Raw genomic sequence first — 20,577 nt, forward strand, 5'->3', positions numbered from 1 at the left:
AGGTCAATTGCTTTTACGCCACAGGCTTAAGCTTGTCGCGCATAGCAGCAAGAACACCACTGCAATGATCGGCCAATCCCCGCTGCGCGCATAAACCGTGCGTGGGCGCGGCGCGGGCAAGGCAACATCCAGATACCCCTCGGTATTGAGCTCCAGCGCCTGCAAAACGCGCCCCTGAGCATCAATTGCGGCACTAACACCCGTGTTGGCTGCGCGCAGCACCGGCAAGCCGCTTTCAATTGCTCGCATTCGAGCCTGCGCGAGATGCTGAAACGGGCCGGAGAAAGAGCCAAACCACGCATCATTGGTCAGATGCAGAATGAATGAGGGGCGCTCCGGTGCGTTAAATACATCCTGCGGAAAGACCGCCTCATAACAGATCAGCATCAGCGCCTTGCCCAGCGCCCCCAGATCCATCAGCGCAGGCCCCGGCCCAGGCGAGAACCCGTCCCCGCTGCGGCTTGCAAAACCGGTAATGCCAATGCGCGCCATCAGATTGCCAAGCGGGATATATTCGCCAAAGGGCACAAGGTGATGTTTGTCGTAGGTGGCGGCAACCTCGCCAGTGCCATCCAGCAAGATCGCAGCGTTGTGGATGCGCGTGCCTTCAAAACGATTGATGCCCAGCACGACCGGCACACCTGCAGCCGACCGGCTGATGATCTGCAACGTCTCCTCAGCGTAGTTCAAAAGAACCGGCACCGCTGTTTCCGGCCAGACGATCAGATCAGGGCGGTTCTCCCCCGCTGCGGTGGCGCGCACCAGCCGCTCAAAGAAAAGGCCGGTGTATTCCGGATCCCATTTCTGATGCTGCGGCGCATTGGGTTGCACCAGACGCACCACAGGCTGCGCCGTTTGCGCCACAGGCTCTGCCGGAGCCATCGGCCAGGCCAAGGCCACCGCGCCGCTCACGCCCAGCGCCGCCAACGGCAAACGCCCGCGCGCCGCCACCGCCGCCAGCCCCAGCGCCAGGCTCACAGCAAACAACATGAGGTTCAGCCCATGCGGCCCCACAAAGGCCGCGCCTTGCCCTGCCAGCCGGTCCACCAGCGCATAAGACGGCATCCCCCAAGGAAAGCCCGTCAACACATAGGCCCGCAACAGCTCCGCCCCGGTCAGTGTCAGCACAACCGGCCAGCCCGAAGGGTGCAACCGCTTGGCCAGCCAAAAGGCCGCGCTCCAAAACAGGCTCAGGCCCACCGCCATAAAGACAATGGCAAAGGGCGCCATCCAGCCGTGGCGCAATGGGTCGACAAAAAACGGCTCGACGATCCAATGCAGGGACATGGCGAAGTAACCGGTGCCAAATCCCAGCCCAAGCCAGACGGTCTCCCGCCCGCGCTGCACTTCATGCAGCAGGTAAAAGACCGCCGCGAAAGCCAGAAGGGTTGCCCACCACAGATCAAAGGGCGGATGGCCCAGTCCGGCCATGGAGCCCAGCATGGCCCCGCCCGCCGCAATTCGGAAGGGCACTGCGCGCCAGCCGCGCCGCCCCTCCGAGCTGTTGATATCAGCCATCCTGCACAACCACCGACGGGCTTGGCACAAAGACCCTCAGGCGTTTGATCCGGCGCGGATCCGCGTCCACCACCTCAAACTCCACACCGTCAGGGCTTTCCACAACCTCGCCGCGCGCGGGTACATGGCCAGACAGCATAAAGACCAGCCCGCCCAATGTGTCGATCTCTTCGCGATCCACCTCTTCGTGGTGGGTCAGCGAGCGGCCGATGGCAGCCTCAAAATCCTCCAGCGGGGTTTTGGCAAGCGCCAGATAACATCCGGGCTTTTCCTCGACAAAAAGGTCCGCCTCCTCGATGTCATGTTCGTCCTCGATGTCGCCAATCACCTGTTCAATCAGGTCTTCGATGGTCACCAGGCCATCCACACCGCCATATTCATCAATCACCAACGCCATATGCCGCCGCTCGGTCTGCATCTTGGTGAGCAGCACGCCAATGGTCATCGAAGGCGGCACAAACAGCAGCGGGCGCAACACGCGGGTCACGTCAAAATCGCCGTCGCCATTGCCGTTAAAGCCGTGGCGCAGGGCAAAGTCCTTCAGGTGGACAAAGCCCACCGGCGTGTCCAGCGTGTTGTCATAAACCGGCAGGCGCGTCAGGCCGCTGTCGCGAAACAGCTGCACCAACTCGGCCTTAGTGATGGTGTTGGGCACCGCGATGATATCTGCCTTGGGAACGGCCACATCCTCAACGCGCATGCGGCGCAGGTTGACCATGCCATGCACCTGCCCAGCAGGTGCCAAGGGGGCGACCGGGCGCTCTGCACCAGGTTCTGCGGTGTCATTTGAGCCAAAGAGGCGGCCAAGCCAGCCTTTTGACGCGGTTCTCTGGCCTTCCGGCTGCGCGCGGGGCGCTGCGTTAGAAGACCCGTCTATACTGTCGCCCATCTGTCCTTTCCGATGATCGGTGTCATTGGTCTGTGTCTGGAGGCTTTCTGCCCCTTAAGTGTCGTCATATGGGTCCGGCAGACCCAGTTTGCCAAGTATGGCCACCTCGTGACCTTCCATCAAAGTGGCATCTTTGTCACGAATGTGATCATAGCCCAAAAGATGTAACACGCCATGAACCACAAGATGCGTGCAGTGATCGGCCAGCGATTTGCCCGCCGCATCCGCCTCTTTCAGGCAGGTGTCATAGGAGATCGCAATGTCGCCAAGCTCCTCCGGCATGCCCGGCAGGCTCTGTTCCGGTGGCAGCGGATCTGCCCCGTCATCTTCTGCGCCGCGTTCCTCACTTGGCCAGCTCAGCACATTGGTGGCTTTGTCCTTATCGCGAAAATCCGCGTTCAAAACCGCAATGCGCGCATCATCACAGGCCAGAACGGCAATCTCGAAATCCTCTGCCTTGAGCGCAAGATGCGCAAGGGTCGCGTGCGCGGCGGTTTCGGCAAGGGTTTCAAAATCGAGCGTGTCCCACCGCGGATCTTCCAGGATCGTGTCGGTCAGCATGCAGGCGTCGCACGGGGGCTGACTGCCCCCGCACCCCCGTGGATATTTTCCGAATGAGAAACGCTCATGCTTTCTTTTCTTTTTCCGCCAAAGCGCGCACCGCATCGGCGTCATAGGCCTTGATGATGGCCGCGACCAGCGGATGGCGCACCACGTCGTCAGCCGTGAAATAGTTGAAGCTGATGTTGGGAATGCCTTTGAGCAGACGCTCCGCATCTTTCAGACCGGACGGCACGCCGCGCGGCAGGTCGATTTGGCTGCGGTCGCCGGTGATCACCATGCGCGAGCCTTCGCCCAGACGGGTGAGGAACATCTTCATCTGCATGGTGGTTGCGTTCTGCGCCTCATCCAGCACCACAAAAGCATTAGACAGCGTGCGCCCCCGCATAAACGCCAATGGCGCGATTTCAATCTTCTTTTCCTCAATCAGCTTGGCGAGCTGTTTGCCGGGCAGAAAATCATTCAGCGCATCGTAAAGCGGCTGCATGTAGGGGTCGACTTTGTCTTTCATGTCCCCAGGCAGATAGCCGAGCTTCTCACCGGCTTCCACAGCGGGCCGGGACAGGATGATCCGGTCCACTTGACCGGAGATAAACATGCTCACGCCCACAGCCACGGCGAGGTAGGTTTTGCCGGTGCCCGCCGGGCCAATGCCAAAGGCCAGCTCATTGTTAAACAGCGACAGCACATAGGCTTTTTGTGCGTCTGTGCGCGGCTCAATCAGCTTTTTGCGGGTCTTGATCTCAACAGGGCCACCTTTGAACATCTCCAGCTGGTCGCCATCACGCGCGCCGGTTTCCGCCTCAGACGGCCCCATGCGAATCTCACGGTCAATATCGCCGGGATCCACGGATTTTCCGCTCTCAAGACGTGTGTAGAGCCCGGTCAGCACCTCAACGGCCTCTGCCTGGGCAGGTTCTTCGCCATGAATATCAAGCTGATTGCCCCGGCGCAGGATCTGCACCCCAAGCTTTTGCTCAATGTCTGCGAGATTGCGATCATATTCACCGCAGAGTTCGATCAACAAACGGTTGTCTGGGAACTCCACCGAAGTTGGCTTGGGTGCGGTGGCGGCGAGCGGTTGGGACTTGGTGCCGGTGGGCAATAACATCTCCTGTAGCGAAGGGTCTGTCTTTATCGTGCCAAGTTGCGCGGCCACGTGCAAGCGCAGGCCAATGAATTTTCCATGACGCAGGCAAATTTCAGCACAGGCGCTGAAATCCCAAACGCAACCACTTGGCCTCGCTGTGTCACCACCTGCCAATGCCGATGCCAACCTCCTCGCGCAAAAAGAAAACGCCGCCTGCAATCCGCAGACGGCGCTCCATTTCACTATGTCAGCTTGCTGGGATCAGATCCAATCGCCAAAGCCGGAGCCTTCTTTATAAGGCCCGGTCGCCACGCCGGGAGGGGCTGCACCGGAGCACACCGGCTTGCCATAGGGGTCAAGACGCTGGGACAGATAGCCCTCCACACCGTCATCAATGATCCAGTGGTCACAGCCGTTTGGATCCACCCAGACACCGGCAACAAGGTTGCTCAGGTGGCCGGAGTCGCGGCCATTGTCCACGGTCTTGTCAATTTTTGGCTCCACACAGGCAGACACGCTCGCGGCCAGCCCAAGAAGGAGAACACCTTTGATCAGTTTCATATTCGCTCCCCTTAGCGCAGGCAGATGATTTCGACGCGACGGTTTTCCGCCTGACCCGCCGAAGTGCTGTTGGTGGCACGAGGCTGGCGCTCGCCATAACCGCGCACATCCGCAACGCGTACACCGCTCTGACGGGCCACTTTGGCCACCGCATTGGCGCGGTTGTAGCTCAGGCGCATGTTGTAGGAATCGCTCGCCCGGCTGTCGGTGTGACCGGTGATGATGAAGGCGGAAGCGGTCGCATTCTGGAAGAATTCCGCCAGACGCTGCCGGTTGGCCGCGTTGATGTAATGTTTGTCGGTGGCAAAGAACTGGTCAGAGTTCATCACGCCACAGACATTGCCCCGGCGGCAGACCGGAATGCCCTGACGGTTCACGTGGGGGGTCATGTAGCCTTCAACGCCATCGTCCATCACCCAGTGCTCACAGCCATCCGGATCAACCCAGACGGTGGGCACATAGCGCTGCCCCAAGACGGTGCGCTGGTTCTGCGCGACGGCGGGTTCAGCAATAGACATAAGCGCAACACAGGCAGCTGCCGCGCTTGTCATAATTGCCCGCGCCATATTTTTGGAATTTTTCGCCACTGCGATTACCTCTCCATATCCCCCGAAGGCCCCGGTTCAGTTGAAACACGTTCTAAATCAAGGCTTTCACAATTAGCTTAAGATGCCGTGAAAAGCCCCCTAAGTGAAGAAAAAATGCAGCATTTTCGGGCGCAGATCACAAAAATATGGTCAGAATGTGACGACGGCGCCCCACCCGATATGAGACGCCGTGACCAATATTTTACCGTGTATGGAAATGTTTCCAGAGCGCGATCAATCGCTCAGCAGCACCGCACCAAGCGAGTTCGCACTGCTCTCAACGATTCTCACGCGTTTGATGTCCCCAACCCGGCCCTTGGGGTCCTGCACATAGACTGCGTGCAGATAGTCGGACTTGCCCACCATCTGCCCCTCAAGGCGACCGGGCTTTTCATAAAGCACGCTCACTTCACGCCCCACCATGCCGTCCTGAATTTCACGCTGCTGGGTGCCAAGCAGGGCCTGCAGGCGCTGAAGACGGTCGTTGGCCTCGGCCTCGTCCACCAGCGGACGTTCTGCTGCCGGGGTGCCCGGACGTGTGGAATATTTGAAGCTGTAGGCCTGCCCGTATTTGACCTCTTTGATCAAATCCATGGTGTCCTGAAAATCCTCTTCGGTCTCTTCCGGGAAGCCAACGATAAAATCACCAGACAACAGCAGGTCCGGCCGTGCCGCACGAATGCGCTCGATCAGCCGCAAATAGCTGTCACGGTCATGGCTGCGGTTCATACGTTTGAGGATCTTGTTGGAGCCTGATTGCACCGGCAAGTGCAGGTAAGGCATCAGTTTTTCGCAGGTGCCATGGGCCTCGATCAGGTCATCCATCATGTCGTTGGGGTGGGAAGTGGTGAAGCGGATGCGCTCCAGCCCGTCGATCTTATCGAGCTCCCAGATCAGCCCCGCGAGGGTCATATCGCCGCCGCCATAGGCGCCATGATAGGCATTCACATTCTGCCCCAGGAGAGTGATCTCACGCACCCCGCGCTCCACCAGATCACGCGCCTCGGTCAGCACGCGATCCACAGGGCGGCTCACTTCGGCCCCACGGGTGTAAGGCACCACGCAGAAGGCACAGAATTTGTCACAGCCTTCCTGCACGGTCAGAAACGCAGTGGGCGCGCGCTTGGCTTTGGAGCGGCCTTTGAGCTTTTCGAATTTGTCTTCTTCCGGGAAATCCGTGTCGAGCGCCTTCACCCCCTCTTGGGTTTTGGCCTCCATCTCCGGCAGGCGGTGATAGGCCTGCGGCCCCACAACCAGATCCACCAACGGCTGGCGGCGCATGATCTCTTCGCCCTCAGCTTGGGCCACACAGCCCGCCACGCCGATCTTCAGGTTGGGCTTTTCCGCCTTCAGCCCCTTGAAGCGGCCCAACTCGGAATAGACCTTCTCGGCTGCCTTTTCCCGGATGTGACAGGTGTTGAGCAGGATCATATCCGCATCATCCGCGCTGTCGGTGGTCTCATAGCCCGCGCCGCCCATGGCTTCGGCCATCCGCTCGCTGTCATAAACATTCATCTGACACCCGTAGGTCTTGATGAAGAGCTTCTTTTTCTCAGCTGCAGTGTTCTCGGCCATGGCTCACATCCTGTCGCGTCTCGCGGTTTCAAGGCGTTTCCCTACATCAAAATGAGGGGTGCTTGCAATGCGGAGGCTTTTACCTGATTTTGACGGAAACAAGAGTATGAAAGAACGGGCAAAAATCGCATGTGGGGCAGCGTATGACATACGACTCGCTGGAGCAGTTCCTGCAAACCGGCCAAGAGCATCTCGCCAAGGGGCCGGTGGCGCTGATCTTTGCCGAAGATGACGTGGAGGTGGACAGCACCCTGCGCCACCATCTGTCGCTCGGTTTCAAAGCCGTCATCGCCTTCATGCCCGCGTCTTTTGAGATGGCAACGGATCTTGTGGACCGCTGTCAGCGTGTGACCATGGACAGACCCTCCGGCCCGCCGATGCGCGAGACGGTCAATGCGATCACCAAGGCCGCGCCGGACATCTGGATCTACTACTGCTTTAACGCCGAGTATCTGTTCTTCCCGTTCTGTGAAACGCGCGGCATTGGCGAAATGCTGACCTTTCACACCGAGGAGCGCCGCGACGCGATGCTCACCTATGTGATCGATCTCTATGCCGCCGACCTCTACCAGACGCCAAACGCTGTGGCGCTGGACACCGCACAGCTGGACCGCTCCGGCTACTACGCGCTGGCACGGCTGGATGCCGACAACCACAACCATCCCAGAGAGCGGCAACTCGATTTCTTTGGCGGCCTGCGCTGGCGCTTTGAGGAGCATATCCCCGCCAACCGCCGTAAAATCGACCGGATTTCGATCTTCCGCAGCAAGCCGGACCTGATCCTGAACGAGGATTTCACCTTCAACGATCAGGAATACAACACCTACGCCTGCCCGTGGCACAACAACCTGACCGCCGCCGTCTGCTCCTTCCGCACCGCCAAGGCGCTGAAGTCCAACCCCGGCTCAACTTTCGACATTCAACAATTCAGCTGGCACAACTCCGTGCGCTTTGAGTGGCACTCCCGCCAATTGCTCGACCTCGGCCTGATGGAACCGGGGCAGTGGTTTTAGGGATAAGCGTTCTGAGGGCTTTAGGAGGCCTGTCGCCAGCCACAATCGCCCCACCAGAGAATTGACTTAGAGCATCGTCCTGAAATCGTGGATCACACGGTCTCAACCAATGCTCAGGAGGCAAAGCCGACCAGACCCCGACCCTCCCCAAGGGAGGGGGCTTCACCCCCACCCAGGGCCGGGGGCTGGCCTATGTGACCGGATACAGCCGTTTCAGATTTGTTGAGCGATGCACTAGAACCCCACCAAAACCGCACCTTTGCGTCCGCCCGCTTCGACCAGATCATGCGCGCGCCCCGCCTCTTCTGGCGCAAAGACGTTCGGAGCCTCCAAGGTCAGCGCCCCCGCCTCCAGCGCCTCATGCAGGCGGGCAATCGCCGCATCGCGGGCCGCTTTTGGCAGAATATAAATCAGGGTGATGTCAAGCTTCAGCGCTTTGAACAGCATTGGGCCAAAAGGCATCTCAGGCGCCATGTCCTTTGCCGATCCATAAGCCGCAATGGTGCTAAGCGGCTTCATAACTTCTGCAAGCAGCGGCAGGTTTGGCCCCAGCTCCACCTCCACAGCACGGTCCACGCCCCCGCCGCTGGCCGCCAGAATATCCTCCGCCAATGTCGGGCTCGCGTAGTCAAACACATGGCTTGCCCCTGCTGCCCGGACCCGATCCACATCGCGCGCGCCGCAAGTGGCAATCACCGTGGCCCCGCCCCAAACCGCAAGCTGCACCGCCAGGTAACCCACAGCGCCACCGCCGCCAGCCACCAGCACCGTCTGCCCCGTGACATCCCCGCCCCCAAACACCGTCTGCGCCGCCGTCAGCCCGGGAATGCCCAGCACCGCCCCAACTTCAAGGGAGACACAATCCGGCAAAGCCACTGCTTGATCGGCTGGCAAGGCGACATAATCCGCGCAGGTGCCAAAAGGGCGTTGCCACTGGCCATTCCAGATCCAGACCCGCTCGCCCACGCGGGCCGCATCCACGCCCGCGCCCACCGCCTCGATCACGCCGGAGCCGTCGCTGTGGGGCACAATGACCTCAAAGGGCGGCTTGGTCACACCCGGACGTGTGCCGCTGCGCGCCTTGGCATCCGAGGGATTCGCACCGGAAAACGCCACGCGCACCAGAACCTCGCCCTCTGCCGGGGTCGGCTTGAGCAAATCCTCAACCTGCAAAACATCCTGCGCTGCGCCAAACCTGCGCCAAGTCACTGCCTTCATTGCCCTCTCCTTCGTGGTCCGCCCCAATCTGAGCCGCACTCATGCTGTCACAGGCCACAGCCGCGCACAATCACAGGGCGTCGCCGCGCGTCGCCACGTCACAATAGGAAAAAGGAACTTGGCTGGGTCGTCGCTCAGGTGCGGCGCAGGCGGATCACCACGTCGATCTTGGAGATCTCAGCACCTTCAGGCGCATCGGGTAGGCGCGCGATCTTCAGCTCTTCAGAGGGCGCGTCGGTCAGAATACGGTCATCTTCCCAGAAGAAATGCGGGTGATCGCCGGTGTTGGTGTCAAAATAGCTTTTGGCGCCATCCACGGTGATTTCCTGCATCAGCCCCGCATCACAGAACGCGCGCAGGGTGTTGTAGACCGTCGCCAGAGACACGCGATCCCCCGAATCCTGCACCGAGGCATAAAGGCTTTCGGCCGTCACATGCCGGTCATTGCCATCGCCCACCAACAACGCCGCCAACGCCACCCGCTGCCGGGTCGGGCGCAGACCACCGGAGGCCAGCCACTTTGTCCCCACGCGGGTGGGGTCATCGGAGATATGTGCCTGTGTGCCGTCTGTCGTGCTCATGGGTCAAATCCTGCTTGTGCGCGTCATGTTTAACGCAGCCTTAGGGGCAGTTTCAATTGAAAATGAGTCGCAACACCAGATGTCGCACCTCCAAAGTGCTTCTTTTGCGGCACGAGAGCCGCCTTGCAGGAGCATAGGAGCAAGTGCTAGAGGGGTCCAAATCAAGATAGATGGACAAGGGACTCCCAGAATGGCCGACTACCCAACGAGCTTTGACAAAGACGATCTGCTGAAATGCGCCCGTGGCGAGCTCTTTGGTCCCGGCAACGCACAGCTCCCTGCCCCGCCCATGCTGATGATGGACCGCATCACCGAGGTTTCCAGCGACGGCGGCGCCCATGGCAAAGGCCACATTCTGGCAGAATTCGACATCACGCCCGACCTCTGGTTCTTTGACTGCCACTTCCCAAACAACCCGATCATGCCCGGCTGTCTCGGTCTTGATGGCCTGTGGCAGCTGACCGGCTTCAACCTCGGCTGGCGCGGCTGGACCGGCCGCGGCTACGCGCTGGGTGTGGGCGAAGTGAAACTCAAAGGCATGGTGCGCCCGGACCGCAAGATGCTGACCTATAAGATCGACTTCACCAAAGCCGTCCAAACCCGCCGCCTGACCATGGGTGTTGCGGATGGCATCGTCGAAGCCGACGGCGAAGTGATCTACGAAGTGAAAGACATGAAAGTCGCGCTCAGCGAGAGCTGATCTTCAGCGACATGTGAAGATAAGGAAGAGGCCCCAAGGGGCCTTTTTTTGTTGGGTGAAAAGATCGACACATTAATTATTTCATGAAATCAGCGGAGAGATCTTTGAGAGCGCCGCAGACCGATGCTCCTCAAAATAAGTCGTAGCAATCGCTGCGCACAACGCCTCCCTTGACCTATTCGGCTCGATAGCAAAGTGTTCACTCCAATATTCAACCACCTCACGGACCCAATTTTTACATTCTTTTCGGTTGGCTGAGAGTTTAATTTCTCCGGCTTTTGGCGGAAAACTGAGTTGCGCGTCATCGAGATTGGAGCGCAGAAATTCGAGCAACTGATTTTCAGGTCTTAGGTACAAATCTACGATCCCCTTTTCGGGTGTCCAAGGGAGATACTCGATCCGATTTTCGTACTCTTGAAACCATGCAAGTTTGATATGATTGTTCTCAGCTTCCCATCCAGAAACTGTTTCATCCTTAACATCAAGGTCGAGCAATGCATAGCTCTTCACGCTTGCGCGATGCAATGCGTCATGCCTTTTGAGAAAAGCCACGACTTGAGCGAAACCACCTATGGGCACAACTTCGACTTTGGGCCGCGAGTTCTGTTTATGCTTCAGCCTCTCCGCTGCCACCAAACGGACAAGCGTTCGGGTTGCCAGTTCTGCCATATAGTCCTCAACATAAATCACTGTATCTGCGGACTTTTCCTCAACGAATGCCAACCCACCCAGAACCGCAGAAAGGTATGGCTCCTTTTCCACGATGACACCGTCACCTTCTCTTCTCAGATATAAAATCTGTTTACGATCAACAGATTTAATCAAACTCACCGAATGAGTTGAAAAGATAATTGTATGGCCAGCTTGACTGCCAACCTGATCCAAGTATTGAAAGAGTCGTACCTGTGCTGATGGATGCAAAGCCATTTCTAGCTCATCGACGACGATTAGACTATTTGCAGGCATGTGCTGAACCTTTAAAATCAATTTTAAGGTGCAAAGCTCTCCTAAGCTGAAATTCTTTTCTGAATAGTAGCTGGCCCCAACCCTAAATACAAAAGCCTGATTATTCCCTCGCGTCACATTAACCTTTCGTAGTTGGTCAAACTTTTTAGTGTCAAAGATCCGGTTAGCCGCATCTTTGATGGGCTGAGGGACAGAATGTATTTTTTTCGGTTCAAAGTCTTCTGGTTTAGGTGTCACTCGCTCTGCATTTGCGCCGACATAAAGTACTCCTGCATATCCAAAGCCAGCAACAATCTTTGCCTTATTCTTAGGCTTAGGCATCCACCTGACACCTGAATAAGAGTAAGTCACTGTTTCCTCATTGATCGAGAAAGATACTTTAGATTTTGAAAATGAATCTAAGCGATCAGATACTCTTGACGTCATAAAGTGTTGAGGAAAAGCCAGCCTGTTTCCAAGACGATCCAAGCAAGCCAACAGCGTTGTTTTACCAGCGCCGTTTTGTCCAGTCAGCAACCAAGTGCCTGGAGGAGGCATCTCAAACCTCAAGCTGGAAACACTTTTTACATTTCGTATCTCAATCGTTTTGTTCAACATCGCAATCCCCAGTATTTCTGCACGCCTGATTAGGCACCACCGCACTAAAACGCAACCCAGAGATGCATTTCATTGTTAATACGGCTCGAGTAGCGCGCAACCGTGCCTTACCTCCCACCCCAACCCACCTTGCGCCTGCCTGCACAAATCCCCTACATAGACGCCAGCAAACTAAGGGAGAGCGCACATGCGTCGCGTCGTCGTTACCGGACTGGGTATCGTTTCCTCGATCGGCACCAATGCCGAAGAAGTCACCGCCTCGCTGAAAGCAGGCAAATCTGGCATCTCTGCCAGCCCGGAAATGTCTGAGCATGGCTTCCGCAGCCAGATCGCCGGTCATATTGACATCGACCCCAAGGAACATGTGGACAAGCGCACCCTGCGCTTCATGGGCCCCGGTGCCGCTTACGCCCATATCGCCATGAGCCAAGCGATTGCCGATTCCGGCCTCGCCGAAGAGCAGGTTGTGAACGAGCGCACCGGCCTTGTGGCAGGCTCCGGTGGCCCTTCGACCTCTTCCATGCTGGTTGCGCACCAGACCGTGGAGAAAACCGGCGCGACCAAGCGCATCGGGCCTTTTGCCGTGCCAAAATGCATGAGCTCGACCATTTCGGCGAACCTCGCCACCGCCTTTAAGATCAAAGGCATCAACTACTCCATCACCTCGGCCTGCTCGACCTCGCTGCACTGCATCGGCAACGCCGCAGAGCAGATCATGATGGGCAAGCAGGACGTGATGTTTGCCGGTGGCGGCGAAGAGCTCGATTGGACCCTGTCCTGCCTGTTTGACGCCATGGGCGCGATGAGCAGCAAGTACAACGACACCCCGGAAAAAGCCTCCCGCGCCTTTGACGAGGACCGCGACGGCTTTGTGATCTCCGGCGGCGGCGGCATTGTGGTGCTTGAGGATCTGGAGCACGCACTGGCCCGTGGCGCAAAAATCTACGCCGAAGTCACCGGCTTTGCCGCGACCTCTGATGGCCATGACATGGTGGCCCCATCCGGCGAAGGCGGCGAGCGCGCCATGCGTCTGGCGCTGTCGACCCTGCCTGAGGGGCGCAAAGTGGATTATATCAACGCCCACGGCACCTCCACGCCTGTGGGGGATGTGGGTGAGGTTGAGGCTGCGCGCCGCGTGTTTGGCGCAGGCAATGTGCCACCGATCTCCTCCACCAAATCCATGACCGGCCACGCACAGGGCGCGGCAGGCGCGCTGGAGGCAATCTTCTGCCTTCTGATGCTCGATCAGGATTTCATCGCCCCGTCGATCAACGTGGACACACTGGCCACCGGCATCGAGCCGGGCGAAGTGGCAACCTCTTTGGTGGAGAACGCGGGCCTTGATAGCGTGATGACCAACAGCTTCGGCTTTGGCGGCACCAACGGCTCCATGGTTCTCAGTAAATACAAAGGGTAACGCCATGACAGGTGTTCTGGCGGGCAAGCGCGGCCTGATTATGGGCGTCGCAAACGAGCGCTCGATTGCATGGGGCATCGCCCGCGCCATGCATGAGGCCGGAGCCGAGCTCGCCTTCACCTACCAAGGCAACGCCTTTGGCAAGCGGGTCAAACCGCTTGTCGAAAGTGTCGGCAGCGATCTGCTGCTCGACGTGGATGTGACCGATGATGCCTCACTTGATGCGGCATTTGCCTCATTGGCAGACGCATGGCCCACCATCGACTTTGTGGTGCATGCGATTGCCTATTCAGACCGCAACGAGCTGACCGGACGCTTTGTTGACACCACGCGGGGCAACTTCAAGAATTCGCTGGATATTTCCTGCTATTCCCTGATCGAAGTCGCCCGCCGCACCCATCCGATGATGGCGAAAAACGGCGGCACCATTCTGACCCTGACCTATCAGGGCGCAAACCGCGTGACCCCATTCTACAACGTCATGGGCGTCGCCAAAGCTGCCCTTGAAAGCGCCACGCGCTATCTCGCCAATGATCTCGGCCCTGACGGCATTCGCGTCAACGCGATCTCGCCGGGGCCGATGAAAACCCTGGCTGGGGCCGCGATCGGCGGTGCACGTGCCACCTTCAAACATGCCGAGCAGAACGCCCCTTTGCGCGCCAACGCAACGCTTGATGCCGTGGGCGGCACCGCCGTCTATCTGGCCTCCGACGCGGGGGCCTGTACCACCGGCGAAGTGCTGCGCGTGGATGGCGGCTTCCACGTGCTGGGCATGCCGCTGACGGAAAACCTCTAGGCCGAGGCCGCCTCCAGCTCCGCGCCAATGGCCTGAAGGATCTCTGCGGCACCGCCTTGGCGCACCCGAGCCACACCGGCACCGGCCCATTGCGCGCCAAAGCCCGCTTCGCCCGCCGATTTCGCCGCCGCATTCAGCGCTTTGGCCACATCATAGGCCACCGGATAATCCGGCAGACGTGCGCCAAGCTGCTCCCCCAACGCCACATATTTGTTCTGCAAACACCGCGCCGGACGCCCTGACAGCACCGGTGTCAGCACCGAAGGCCGCAATGCCTCATCCTTAAGCGCTGCACGGTATCCCGAATCCGCCGCGGATTCCGCGCTGTCCAGAAACGCAGTGCCAAGCTGCGCCACAGAGGCGCCCGCCGCCAAGGCCCGCGCCACATCCGTGCCATCCATCAGCCCGCCAGCGGCAATGACCGGAACATCCACGGCCTCTGCCAACAGCCGCACAAGCGCCAGCGTTGGCAACGCCGCATCTTCCGCATCCGGATCAAACACGCCCCGGTGCCCACCCGCCTCGATGCCCTGCGCCACCACCGCATCCACGCCTGCCGCCTGACAGGCCAAGGCCTCAGCCACACTGGTGGCGCTGGCGAAAACAAGATTGCCCGCCGCCTGCAGCTCTTTGATCCAACCCACCTCCGGCAGACCGAAGTGTAGGCTCACCACGCCAGGCTTTTCCTCCAGAAACATCTCACACATGGCCCGATCCACGGCAAAACTCTGATAAATTTCATGCAGCGCGTCCGGTGGCTTGGCGCCAAATCTGGCAAAGGTCGGCGCAAGCGCGTCCAGCCAGGCCGCTTCCACATCCGCATCGCGCACAGCGGGCGCATGGCAGAACACATTGGCATTGATCGGGCGCCCCGTCAGCGCCCGCGCCTGCCGCAGCATCGCGCGCGCGCCCTCTACACCGGCTGAGCCAAGCCCCAGCGCGCCCAAACCGCCCGCATTGCTGACCGCTGCCGCCATTTCCGGCGTGGACACCCCCGCCATCGGGGCCTGAAATAGGGGCCACTTAAGCCCCAACCGCGTGACCAAATCCATGAGCACTCCTCCTTGCACTCACGCTACTGCAGCGCGACCAAAAGAAAACCCGAGAAACGCCGCCGTGCGGATCTTTTGACACGGCGCAGCCGACAACGCCGTGCGCACCCTCTCGTTTGACAAGGTGTAAAGCCTTTCAAATTTTACATAACGGAACGTCACAAACAGCATAGCGCCCCCCTTGGAACCCCGGTTTTGGGCGCAATATAGAGGGCTTCATTTTGTCTTTGCCCGGACGTTCTTTAAAATGCAGCTTTACACACTCTTATTGGCCATCACTGGCGTGGCATTCATGGTCTTTCTGGCCGCGAATATCCTCAGCGACACCCCGCGTTTGAAAAAGCTTGAGCCGCTGTTTGTCGGCCTCAGTCTGGGCATCGTGTTCTGGGCGCTGCTCACCTCCTCCACCGGCAAGTCAGAGCCGTTTTCCGAAAGCATCGCCCATGCCAATTTGTCCAAGCTGCAATGGGCCTCTTCTTGTCCTGCCAAGGCAGGCGGGCCGCTGACGCAGCAAGGCAATTTTCAGTGTTGCCCCGCGAAAGAGCCCAATTCCGTCGCCTGCCTGCATCGCTGAGCCCACAAAAAAAGCCCGCCATAAAAGACGGGCTCTTCACTTTATTCTGGTGAGCGCAGGCTCAGTTGATCGAGACCAGCTCGATCGCAAAGGTCAGATCTTTGCCCGCCAGCATGTGGTTGGCATCCAACTTCACGATCTCTTCGGTGATCTCAACCACGGTCACAGGCACAACCTGACCTGTCGGGGATTGCATCTGCAGCTGCAGGCCGATTTCCAGCGGGATCTCCGCTGGGATCTGCTCGCGCGGCACATCCTGCACCGCCTCATCATTACGCGGGCCATAGGCCTGATCCGCTGGGATCTCAGCGACTTTCTTGTCGCCCACACTCATGCCATCCACGGCGCTGTCAAAGCCCGCAATCACCTGTCCGGAGCCAAGGGTGAACTCCAGCGGGTCGCGCCCTTCAGAGCTGTCGAAAACAGACCCGTCGCTCAGGGTGCCAGTGTAGTGGATGCGGACGGTGTCGCCCGATTTCGCTGCGGTCATAAAATGTCCCATCTGTCAGCATGTCCCGACCAAAGCGTCGGCTTTAAAGGCGCACCCTATAGACCTTGGTGTTAATTGGCAAACAGGCCTTTTCGCCCTGCGTCAAACCTGCCAGTCTGCACTTTAAATGGGAGGATCACATGGCCATCACAACTTGTGTTTTTGACGCTTACGGAACGCTTTTTGACGTCGCCGCCGCCGCGCGGGAAGCCGCAAGCGAACCGGGACGAGAGGCTTTTGCCGCGCATTGGATGGATGTGGCAAACAACTGGCGTCTCAAACAGCTGCAATACACATGGCTGCGCGCCGTGGCGGATGCCCACACCGATTTCTGGGAAGTCACCCAAAACGGTCTGGACTGGGCGTTGGAAGCCTCGGGCCTGCAGGGAGATGCAGAGCTGCGCGAGCGTCTGCTGGCGCTTTATTGGGAGCTTTCTGCCTATCCCGAAGTGCCCGCCATGCTGGCCAAACTGAAGGCCGCCGGTTTCAACACCGCAATCCTGTCCAATGGCTCGCCCGATATGCTCAACGGCGCGGTGCAATCAGCGCAGGTTGGCGAATTTTTGGATGATGTGCTCAGCGTCGAAGACGTGGGCATCTTCAAGCCCGCCGCCTCCGTCTATGACCTTGTTGGCAAACGGTTTAACTGCGCCAAAGACGAGGTGCTCTTTGTCTCCTCCAATGGCTGGGACGCAGGCTGCGCCACCGGCTACGGTTTCACCACCGCCTGGGTCAACCGCGCGGGCGAACCGGTGGACCGCCTGCCCTGGCAACCGGCCCACATCCTGTCTGACCTGACCACCATCCCCGATCTTGCGAGCGCCTGATGCCCCACTTTACCACGTCTGATGGCCTGTCGATCTACTTTGACGACACCGGCGGCGACGGCCCCGCAGTGCTTTGCCTCTCCGGCCTCACCCGCAACGCCACCGATTTTGATTACGTCCTCCCGCACCTGTCCGACGCCCGTGTGATCCGTATGGACTACCGCGGCCGTGGGCAGTCGGACTGGGCCGAGGATTTCAACACCTACAGCCTGCCCCGCGAAGCCCAGGACGCGCTGGAGCTGCTTGACCATCTCGGCCTTGAGAAAACTGCCATCCTTGGCACCTCTCGCGGAGGCCTCATCGCGCTGTTGCTCATGGAGATGGCCGCGCATCGCATCACCGGCGTCTGTTTCAATGACGTCGGCCCGGTGATTGAAACCGAAGGGCTTGAGGTCATCCTTGTTTTCATTGGCCGCAACCCGGTCTGGAAAACCCGCGCAGAAGCCGCCGAAGCCCTCGCCCAGCGCCTGCCCGGCTTTCACAACGTCCCCGCCAGCCGTTGGGCGGAAGAGGCCGAACACCACTTTGTCGAAACAGACACGGGCCTCGCGATCAACTACGACCCCAAACTGCGCAACGCCGTGTTGGCGGAGTTTGATCCCAAAGCCCCCGCAAGCGACATGTGGCCCCAGTTTGACAAACTCGCGGGCCTGCCCCTCGCGGTGCTGCGCGGCGAAAACAGCGACATCCTCAGCCGCGACACCGTTGAAGAGATGCAGGCCCGCGCGCCCATGCTCTTCGCAGAGGTGCCAGACCGCGCCCATGTCCCGTTTCTGGACGAGCCGGAAAGCCTCGCGGTGCTGCACCAATGGATTGCCAACCTCAAAGAGCGTGAAACCAAATGAACATCGACATGATCCGCGCCGCCCAGAAGCGCCTGAACGGCCACGCGCGGCGCACCCCCATGCTGACCTCACCCTTTCTGGATGAGATCGCAGGCCGCCGCGTTCTGGTGAAACCGGAATGCCTGCAGCACACCGGATCGTTCAAGTTTCGCGGCGGCTGGTCGGCGGTCTCCGCTTTGGACGAGGCAACCCGCAAACGCGGCATCATCGCCTATTCCTCCGGCAACCACGCCCAAGGCGTCGCGATGGCGGCGGCAGCTCATGACGCGCCAGCCGTGATTGTCATGCCCAAAGACGCGCCGCAGCTCAAAATCGACAACACCCGCGCGCTTGGCGCCGAGGTCGTGCTTTATGACCGCGCCGGCGGCGAGAACCGCGAAGAGGTTGGCGGCACCATTGCCCAAGAGCGCGGCCTGACCCTGATCCGCCCCTATGACGAGCCGCAGGTGATCGCCGGTCAAGGCACCACCGGCCTTGAGATCGCAGAGCAGGCAGCGGAACTGGGCGTGACCTCAGGCGACGTTCTGGTCTGTTGCGGTGGCGGCGGACTGTCCTCTGGCATCGCGCTGGCGCTTGAGGCCGAAGCGCCTAAGATGCGCGTGCGCACCGCCGAGCCGGAAGAGTTTGACGATGTGGCCCGTTCGCTGGCCTCAGGCGACATTGAAAGCAACACCCGCCTCTCCGGCTCGCTTTGTGACGCGATCATCACGCCAAGCCCGGGCGAGATCACCTTCCCGATCATGTCCCGCCTCTGCGGCCCCGGCCTTGTGGTCACCGAAGACGACGCCCTGCACGCCATGGCAATTGCCTTCAAGCGCCTGAAAATCATCGTGGAACCGGGGGGCGCCGTCGCCCTGGCCGCCGCGCTGTTTCATGGCGATCAGATCGAAGGGGACGCGGTTGTGGCCATCTGCACCGGCGGCAATGTGGACGCGGATGTGTTCGCGGATGCTCTTGCCAAATACGCCTAACAAAAGGATCGCGCCCGGCCCCGAAGGGCTGGGCGCGATCTGAGAAACTATATAGCGAACAAAGGAATTTTCAGCCCATGCAAGTGATCGAAGGCGACCTGATTGCCCTAACAAAATCCGGCCAGTTCGATGTTATGGTACATGGCTGCAATTGCTTCTGCACGATGGGCGCTGGCATCGCCAAGGCCATCGCCGCCGAATTTCCAGAAGCACTCAACGCGGACCGCAAAACTGACGAAGGCAGTCGGGAAAAACTCGGCAGTTACTCCGTGGCCAACGTCGCTTTTCAAGACCACAGCTTCCACATCGTAAACGCCTACACCCAGTTCAACTTCAGAGGCCCCCAGCCGCGCGTCAGCTATGAAGCCGTCGCCGACGTGTTTGCGCGTATTGCCTCTGAATTCGCGGGGCACCGCATAGGCTACCCCCTCATCGGGGCGGGCCTTGCAGGTGGCGACTGGTCGATCATAGCTCCATCGATAGACAAGGCGCTTTCGGGGCTGGACCACACACTTGTTGTCCTTCCGGGAACCACAGTTCCAGAGGTAGCTCAATGACCCAATTCACCATCGCCTCTTTCAACGTCAAAAACCTCATCGGCCCGGATCAGGAATACTACACCTTCCAATCCTACACGCCTGAGGAATACGCCTGGAAAGAAGACTGGACCGCCTCCCAGCTTTTCTCCATGGACGCCGACATCATCGGCTTTCAGGAAATCTTTGAGGAAAGCGCGCTGCGCGATGTGGTGGCAGAGGCCGACCGCATCGGGGCCGCCTCTAATGAGGCCGTCATCCCCGACCGCTCCAAGCGCTATCACCGCAAAGCCATCTTCCGCAAACTGGGCTACACGCCTTATGGCACCGAGGGCCTCTTTGTGGCCCCCAACGTGAATGACACGCGAGAACCCGGCAACCGCCGCCCGGGCGTGGCCATCCTGTCCCGCTTCGGCTTTGCGGAACCACCAGAGATCATTCAGGAACTTGCCGAACCGATCAAAATCCCTTTTGCGGCCTTGGGCGGTGGCGACGCTGGGCATTTCACGCTCGCCCGCACCTCACGCCCGATCCTGAAGGCGCGCATTCCCGTGGGCGATCAGATCATCACCGTCTTCAACTGCCATCTCAAATCAAAGCTGGGCGAGTTCCCGCGCGATCCCGAAACCGGTGCCGCCACTGAGGCTGATCTCACCACCTATGACCCGCTTGGCCGCGCCATGGGGGCGATCCGCGCCAGCCTGCGCCGCATGGCCGAGGCTTGGGTGCTGCGCCGCGCCATTGTCGAAGAGTTGAACCTTGGCCGCCCTGTCATGGTGCTCGGAGATTTCAACGACGGCGAGCATGCGGTCAGCTCGGAAATCATCTCAGGCGAGGTGCCCTTCCGAAACTACAGCTGGATGCTGCGCCATGACGCCAAACACGCCAACGACCGCTACACGCGCGGCGAAAACGATGCCATTCAGGAAGCCGTTGGTGCGGTGCGCCTCACCTCTGCCGAGGCGCTCTTCATCCGCAAATCCCTGCGCGACATGGTCTACACCACAGCCTTTGGCGGGGTCTATGAAAGCATTGACCAAATCTACCTTTCGCGCCATTTCCACCCGGACAACCCCGAGCGCTTGGGCGATATGGAATACTTCAGCGTTCTGAACGACCATCTCACCGATGGCAGCCACGCCGAAGCGCCCTACAACAAGCTCGCGTCTGATCACGGGCAGATCATGGCCCACATGCGCCTGAAGGACTGACA

Annotated in this window: 23 protein-coding genes; 10 read left to right on the forward strand and 13 right to left on the reverse strand. The window is 59.5% G+C overall.

Features of this window, described 5'->3' with window-relative positions:
- Window positions 1–3: 3 nt before the first annotated feature.
- The 7 genes from lnt to miaB all read right to left on the reverse strand — a co-directional run bounded on the left by lnt (window position 4) and on the right by miaB (window position 6,781).
- Window positions 4–1,518, reverse strand: a complete 1,515-nt coding sequence (gene lnt, locus ACO07T_RS00560; RefSeq protein ID WP_422047810.1) for an apolipoprotein N-acyltransferase — start codon at window positions 1,516–1,518, stop codon at window positions 4–6.
- Window positions 1,511–2,407, reverse strand: a complete 897-nt coding sequence (locus ACO07T_RS00565) for a hemolysin family protein (RefSeq protein ID WP_209061837.1) — start codon at window positions 2,405–2,407, stop codon at window positions 1,511–1,513. The genes lnt and ACO07T_RS00565 overlap by 8 nt, the downstream gene beginning before the upstream one ends.
- Before the next feature lie 54 nt (window positions 2,408–2,461).
- Window positions 2,462–2,968 carry an rRNA maturation RNase YbeY gene (gene ybeY, locus ACO07T_RS00570; protein ID WP_422047811.1) on the reverse strand — a complete coding sequence of 169 codons (507 nt, stop codon included), beginning with the start codon at window positions 2,966–2,968 and terminating at the stop codon, window positions 2,462–2,464.
- A 64-nt stretch (window positions 2,969–3,032) separates the two neighbouring features.
- On the reverse strand, window positions 3,033–4,079 hold the full coding sequence (locus tag ACO07T_RS00575; protein ID WP_422047812.1) for a PhoH family protein: 1,047 nt from the start codon (window positions 4,077–4,079) through the stop codon (window positions 3,033–3,035).
- 240 nt (window positions 4,080–4,319) lie between these two features.
- Window positions 4,320–4,619: a hypothetical protein gene (locus tag ACO07T_RS00580; RefSeq protein WP_209061849.1), complete on the reverse strand. Its 300-nt coding sequence runs from the start codon at window positions 4,617–4,619 to the stop codon at window positions 4,320–4,322.
- An 11-nt stretch (window positions 4,620–4,630) separates the two neighbouring features.
- The gene (locus ACO07T_RS00585; protein WP_422047813.1) at window positions 4,631–5,137 is read right to left on the reverse strand and encodes an OmpA family protein; all 507 of its coding nucleotides are present in this window, start codon (window positions 5,135–5,137) and stop codon (window positions 4,631–4,633) included.
- A gap of 303 nt (window positions 5,138–5,440) precedes the next feature.
- Window positions 5,441–6,781 (reverse strand): tRNA (N6-isopentenyl adenosine(37)-C2)-methylthiotransferase MiaB, encoded by a 1,341-nt coding sequence (gene miaB / locus ACO07T_RS00590; RefSeq protein WP_422047814.1) that lies wholly within the window; start codon window positions 6,779–6,781, stop codon window positions 5,441–5,443.
- 143 nt (window positions 6,782–6,924) lie between these two features.
- Here miaB and ACO07T_RS00595 point away from each other — a divergent pair, with 143 nt between their 5' ends.
- Window positions 6,925–7,794, forward strand: a complete 870-nt coding sequence (locus ACO07T_RS00595) for a hypothetical protein (RefSeq protein WP_422047815.1) — start codon at window positions 6,925–6,927, stop codon at window positions 7,792–7,794.
- A 234-nt stretch (window positions 7,795–8,028) separates the two neighbouring features.
- On the opposite strand, the gene ACO07T_RS00600 is transcribed toward ACO07T_RS00595, so the two are convergent.
- Both ACO07T_RS00600 and irrA read right to left on the reverse strand, forming a co-directional pair.
- Entirely contained in the window at window positions 8,029–9,012 is a 984-nt protein-coding gene (locus tag ACO07T_RS00600) for an NADPH:quinone reductase (protein ID WP_422047817.1), read from the reverse strand.
- Between the two features lie 134 nt (window positions 9,013–9,146).
- Entirely contained in the window at window positions 9,147–9,593 is a 447-nt protein-coding gene (gene irrA / locus ACO07T_RS00605) for an iron response transcriptional regulator IrrA (RefSeq protein ID WP_247738676.1), read from the reverse strand.
- A gap of 190 nt (window positions 9,594–9,783) precedes the next feature.
- Between irrA and fabA the strand changes: the two genes are divergently transcribed.
- Window positions 9,784–10,293, forward strand: a complete 510-nt coding sequence (fabA, locus tag ACO07T_RS00610; protein ID WP_209061866.1) for a bifunctional 3-hydroxydecanoyl-ACP dehydratase/trans-2-decenoyl-ACP isomerase — start codon at window positions 9,784–9,786, stop codon at window positions 10,291–10,293.
- An 81-nt stretch (window positions 10,294–10,374) separates the two neighbouring features.
- Here the strand turns inward: fabA and ACO07T_RS00615 are convergent, their stop codons facing one another.
- Window positions 10,375–11,856: an ATP-dependent nuclease gene (locus tag ACO07T_RS00615; protein WP_422047818.1), complete on the reverse strand. Its 1,482-nt coding sequence runs from the start codon at window positions 11,854–11,856 to the stop codon at window positions 10,375–10,377.
- 187 nt (window positions 11,857–12,043) lie between these two features.
- Between ACO07T_RS00615 and fabB the strand changes: the two genes are divergently transcribed.
- Together fabB and ACO07T_RS00625 are read left to right on the forward strand one after the other, a co-directional pair.
- Window positions 12,044–13,273, forward strand: coding sequence for a beta-ketoacyl-ACP synthase I (fabB, locus tag ACO07T_RS00620; RefSeq protein ID WP_422047819.1), 1,230 nt, complete (start codon window positions 12,044–12,046; stop codon window positions 13,271–13,273).
- 4 nt (window positions 13,274–13,277) lie between these two features.
- Window positions 13,278–14,069 carry an enoyl-ACP reductase FabI gene (locus ACO07T_RS00625; protein ID WP_422047820.1) on the forward strand — a complete coding sequence of 264 codons (792 nt, stop codon included), beginning with the start codon at window positions 13,278–13,280 and terminating at the stop codon, window positions 14,067–14,069.
- Here ACO07T_RS00625 and ACO07T_RS00630 read toward each other — a convergent pair.
- Both ACO07T_RS00630 and ACO07T_RS00635 read right to left on the reverse strand, forming a co-directional pair.
- The gene (locus ACO07T_RS00630) at window positions 14,066–15,121 is read right to left on the reverse strand and encodes an NAD(P)H-dependent flavin oxidoreductase (RefSeq protein ID WP_422047821.1); all 1,056 of its coding nucleotides are present in this window, start codon (window positions 15,119–15,121) and stop codon (window positions 14,066–14,068) included. The genes ACO07T_RS00625 and ACO07T_RS00630 overlap by 4 nt on opposite strands.
- An 18-nt stretch (window positions 15,122–15,139) precedes the next feature.
- Window positions 15,140–15,292 carry a hypothetical protein gene (locus ACO07T_RS00635; protein WP_422047822.1) on the reverse strand — a complete coding sequence of 51 codons (153 nt, stop codon included), beginning with the start codon at window positions 15,290–15,292 and terminating at the stop codon, window positions 15,140–15,142.
- Between the two features lie 76 nt (window positions 15,293–15,368).
- Between ACO07T_RS00635 and ACO07T_RS00640 the strand changes: the two genes are divergently transcribed.
- Window positions 15,369–15,695, forward strand: coding sequence for a hypothetical protein (locus ACO07T_RS00640; protein ID WP_209061876.1), 327 nt, complete (start codon window positions 15,369–15,371; stop codon window positions 15,693–15,695).
- A gap of 61 nt (window positions 15,696–15,756) precedes the next feature.
- Here ACO07T_RS00640 and ACO07T_RS00645 read toward each other — a convergent pair whose 3' ends face one another.
- Window positions 15,757–16,185: an FKBP-type peptidyl-prolyl cis-trans isomerase gene (locus ACO07T_RS00645; protein ID WP_422047823.1), complete on the reverse strand. Its 429-nt coding sequence runs from the start codon at window positions 16,183–16,185 to the stop codon at window positions 15,757–15,759.
- A gap of 140 nt (window positions 16,186–16,325) precedes the next feature.
- Here ACO07T_RS00645 and ACO07T_RS00650 point away from each other — a divergent pair, with 140 nt between their 5' ends.
- The 5 genes from ACO07T_RS00650 (at window position 16,326) to ACO07T_RS00670 (ending at window position 20,575) form a co-directional block, all read left to right on the forward strand.
- Window positions 16,326–17,012 carry a haloacid dehalogenase type II gene (locus tag ACO07T_RS00650; RefSeq protein WP_422047824.1) on the forward strand — a complete coding sequence of 229 codons (687 nt, stop codon included), beginning with the start codon at window positions 16,326–16,328 and terminating at the stop codon, window positions 17,010–17,012.
- Complete coding sequence (locus ACO07T_RS00655; protein ID WP_422047825.1) at window positions 17,012–17,857, forward strand: alpha/beta fold hydrolase; 846 nt, start codon at window positions 17,012–17,014, stop codon at window positions 17,855–17,857. The genes ACO07T_RS00650 and ACO07T_RS00655 overlap by 1 nt, the downstream gene beginning before the upstream one ends.
- Window positions 17,854–18,828: a threonine ammonia-lyase gene (locus tag ACO07T_RS00660; RefSeq protein ID WP_422047826.1), complete on the forward strand. Its 975-nt coding sequence runs from the start codon at window positions 17,854–17,856 to the stop codon at window positions 18,826–18,828. Before ACO07T_RS00655 ends, ACO07T_RS00660 begins: the two co-directional genes overlap by 4 nt.
- A gap of 77 nt (window positions 18,829–18,905) precedes the next feature.
- A complete protein-coding gene (locus ACO07T_RS00665; RefSeq protein ID WP_422047828.1) occupies window positions 18,906–19,385 on the forward strand; it encodes a macro domain-containing protein in 480 nt (159 codons plus the stop codon).
- On the forward strand, window positions 19,382–20,575 hold the full coding sequence (locus ACO07T_RS00670) for an endonuclease/exonuclease/phosphatase family protein (RefSeq protein WP_422047829.1): 1,194 nt from the start codon (window positions 19,382–19,384) through the stop codon (window positions 20,573–20,575). The genes ACO07T_RS00665 and ACO07T_RS00670 overlap by 4 nt, the downstream gene beginning before the upstream one ends.
- Window positions 20,576–20,577: the final 2 nt, after the last annotated feature.

It is taken from the genome of Shimia sp., assembly GCF_965227725.1.
GTDB lineage: Bacteria > Pseudomonadota > Alphaproteobacteria > Rhodobacterales > Rhodobacteraceae > Shimia.

What these genes read in the sequence shown, in the direction of transcription:
- lnt (WP_422047810.1), bottom strand. Translation starts at nt 1,518, where the DNA reads ATGGCTGATATCAACAGCTCGGAGGGGCGGCGCGGCTGGCGCGCAGTG.
- ACO07T_RS00565 (WP_209061837.1), bottom strand. Translation starts at nt 2,407, where the DNA reads ATGGGCGACAGTATAGACGGGTCTTCTAACGCAGCGCCCCGCGCGCAG.
- ybeY (WP_422047811.1), bottom strand. Translation starts at nt 2,968, where the DNA reads ATGCTGACCGACACGATCCTGGAAGATCCGCGGTGGGACACGCTCGAT.
- ACO07T_RS00575 (WP_422047812.1), bottom strand. Translation starts at nt 4,079, where the DNA reads ATGTTATTGCCCACCGGCACCAAGTCCCAACCGCTCGCCGCCACCGCA.
- ACO07T_RS00580 (WP_209061849.1), bottom strand. Translation starts at nt 4,619, where the DNA reads ATGAAACTGATCAAAGGTGTTCTCCTTCTTGGGCTGGCCGCGAGCGTG.
- ACO07T_RS00585 (WP_422047813.1), bottom strand. Translation starts at nt 5,137, where the DNA reads ATGTCTATTGCTGAACCCGCCGTCGCGCAGAACCAGCGCACCGTCTTG.
- miaB (WP_422047814.1), bottom strand. Translation starts at nt 6,781, where the DNA reads ATGGCCGAGAACACTGCAGCTGAGAAAAAGAAGCTCTTCATCAAGACC.
- ACO07T_RS00595 (WP_422047815.1), top strand. Translation starts at nt 6,925, where the DNA reads ATGACATACGACTCGCTGGAGCAGTTCCTGCAAACCGGCCAAGAGCAT.
- ACO07T_RS00600 (WP_422047817.1), bottom strand. Translation starts at nt 9,012, where the DNA reads ATGAAGGCAGTGACTTGGCGCAGGTTTGGCGCAGCGCAGGATGTTTTG.
- irrA (WP_247738676.1), bottom strand. Translation starts at nt 9,593, where the DNA reads ATGAGCACGACAGACGGCACACAGGCACATATCTCCGATGACCCCACC.
- fabA (WP_209061866.1), top strand. Translation starts at nt 9,784, where the DNA reads ATGGCCGACTACCCAACGAGCTTTGACAAAGACGATCTGCTGAAATGC.
- ACO07T_RS00615 (WP_422047818.1), bottom strand. Translation starts at nt 11,856, where the DNA reads ATGTTGAACAAAACGATTGAGATACGAAATGTAAAAAGTGTTTCCAGC.
- fabB (WP_422047819.1), top strand. Translation starts at nt 12,044, where the DNA reads ATGCGTCGCGTCGTCGTTACCGGACTGGGTATCGTTTCCTCGATCGGC.
- ACO07T_RS00625 (WP_422047820.1), top strand. Translation starts at nt 13,278, where the DNA reads ATGACAGGTGTTCTGGCGGGCAAGCGCGGCCTGATTATGGGCGTCGCA.
- ACO07T_RS00630 (WP_422047821.1), bottom strand. Translation starts at nt 15,121, where the DNA reads ATGGATTTGGTCACGCGGTTGGGGCTTAAGTGGCCCCTATTTCAGGCC.
- ACO07T_RS00635 (WP_422047822.1), bottom strand. Translation starts at nt 15,292, where the DNA reads ATGCTGTTTGTGACGTTCCGTTATGTAAAATTTGAAAGGCTTTACACC.
- ACO07T_RS00640 (WP_209061876.1), top strand. Translation starts at nt 15,369, where the DNA reads ATGCAGCTTTACACACTCTTATTGGCCATCACTGGCGTGGCATTCATG.
- ACO07T_RS00645 (WP_422047823.1), bottom strand. Translation starts at nt 16,185, where the DNA reads ATGACCGCAGCGAAATCGGGCGACACCGTCCGCATCCACTACACTGGC.
- ACO07T_RS00650 (WP_422047824.1), top strand. Translation starts at nt 16,326, where the DNA reads ATGGCCATCACAACTTGTGTTTTTGACGCTTACGGAACGCTTTTTGAC.
- ACO07T_RS00655 (WP_422047825.1), top strand. Translation starts at nt 17,012, where the DNA reads ATGCCCCACTTTACCACGTCTGATGGCCTGTCGATCTACTTTGACGAC.
- ACO07T_RS00660 (WP_422047826.1), top strand. Translation starts at nt 17,854, where the DNA reads ATGAACATCGACATGATCCGCGCCGCCCAGAAGCGCCTGAACGGCCAC.
- ACO07T_RS00665 (WP_422047828.1), top strand. Translation starts at nt 18,906, where the DNA reads ATGCAAGTGATCGAAGGCGACCTGATTGCCCTAACAAAATCCGGCCAG.
- ACO07T_RS00670 (WP_422047829.1), top strand. Translation starts at nt 19,382, where the DNA reads ATGACCCAATTCACCATCGCCTCTTTCAACGTCAAAAACCTCATCGGC.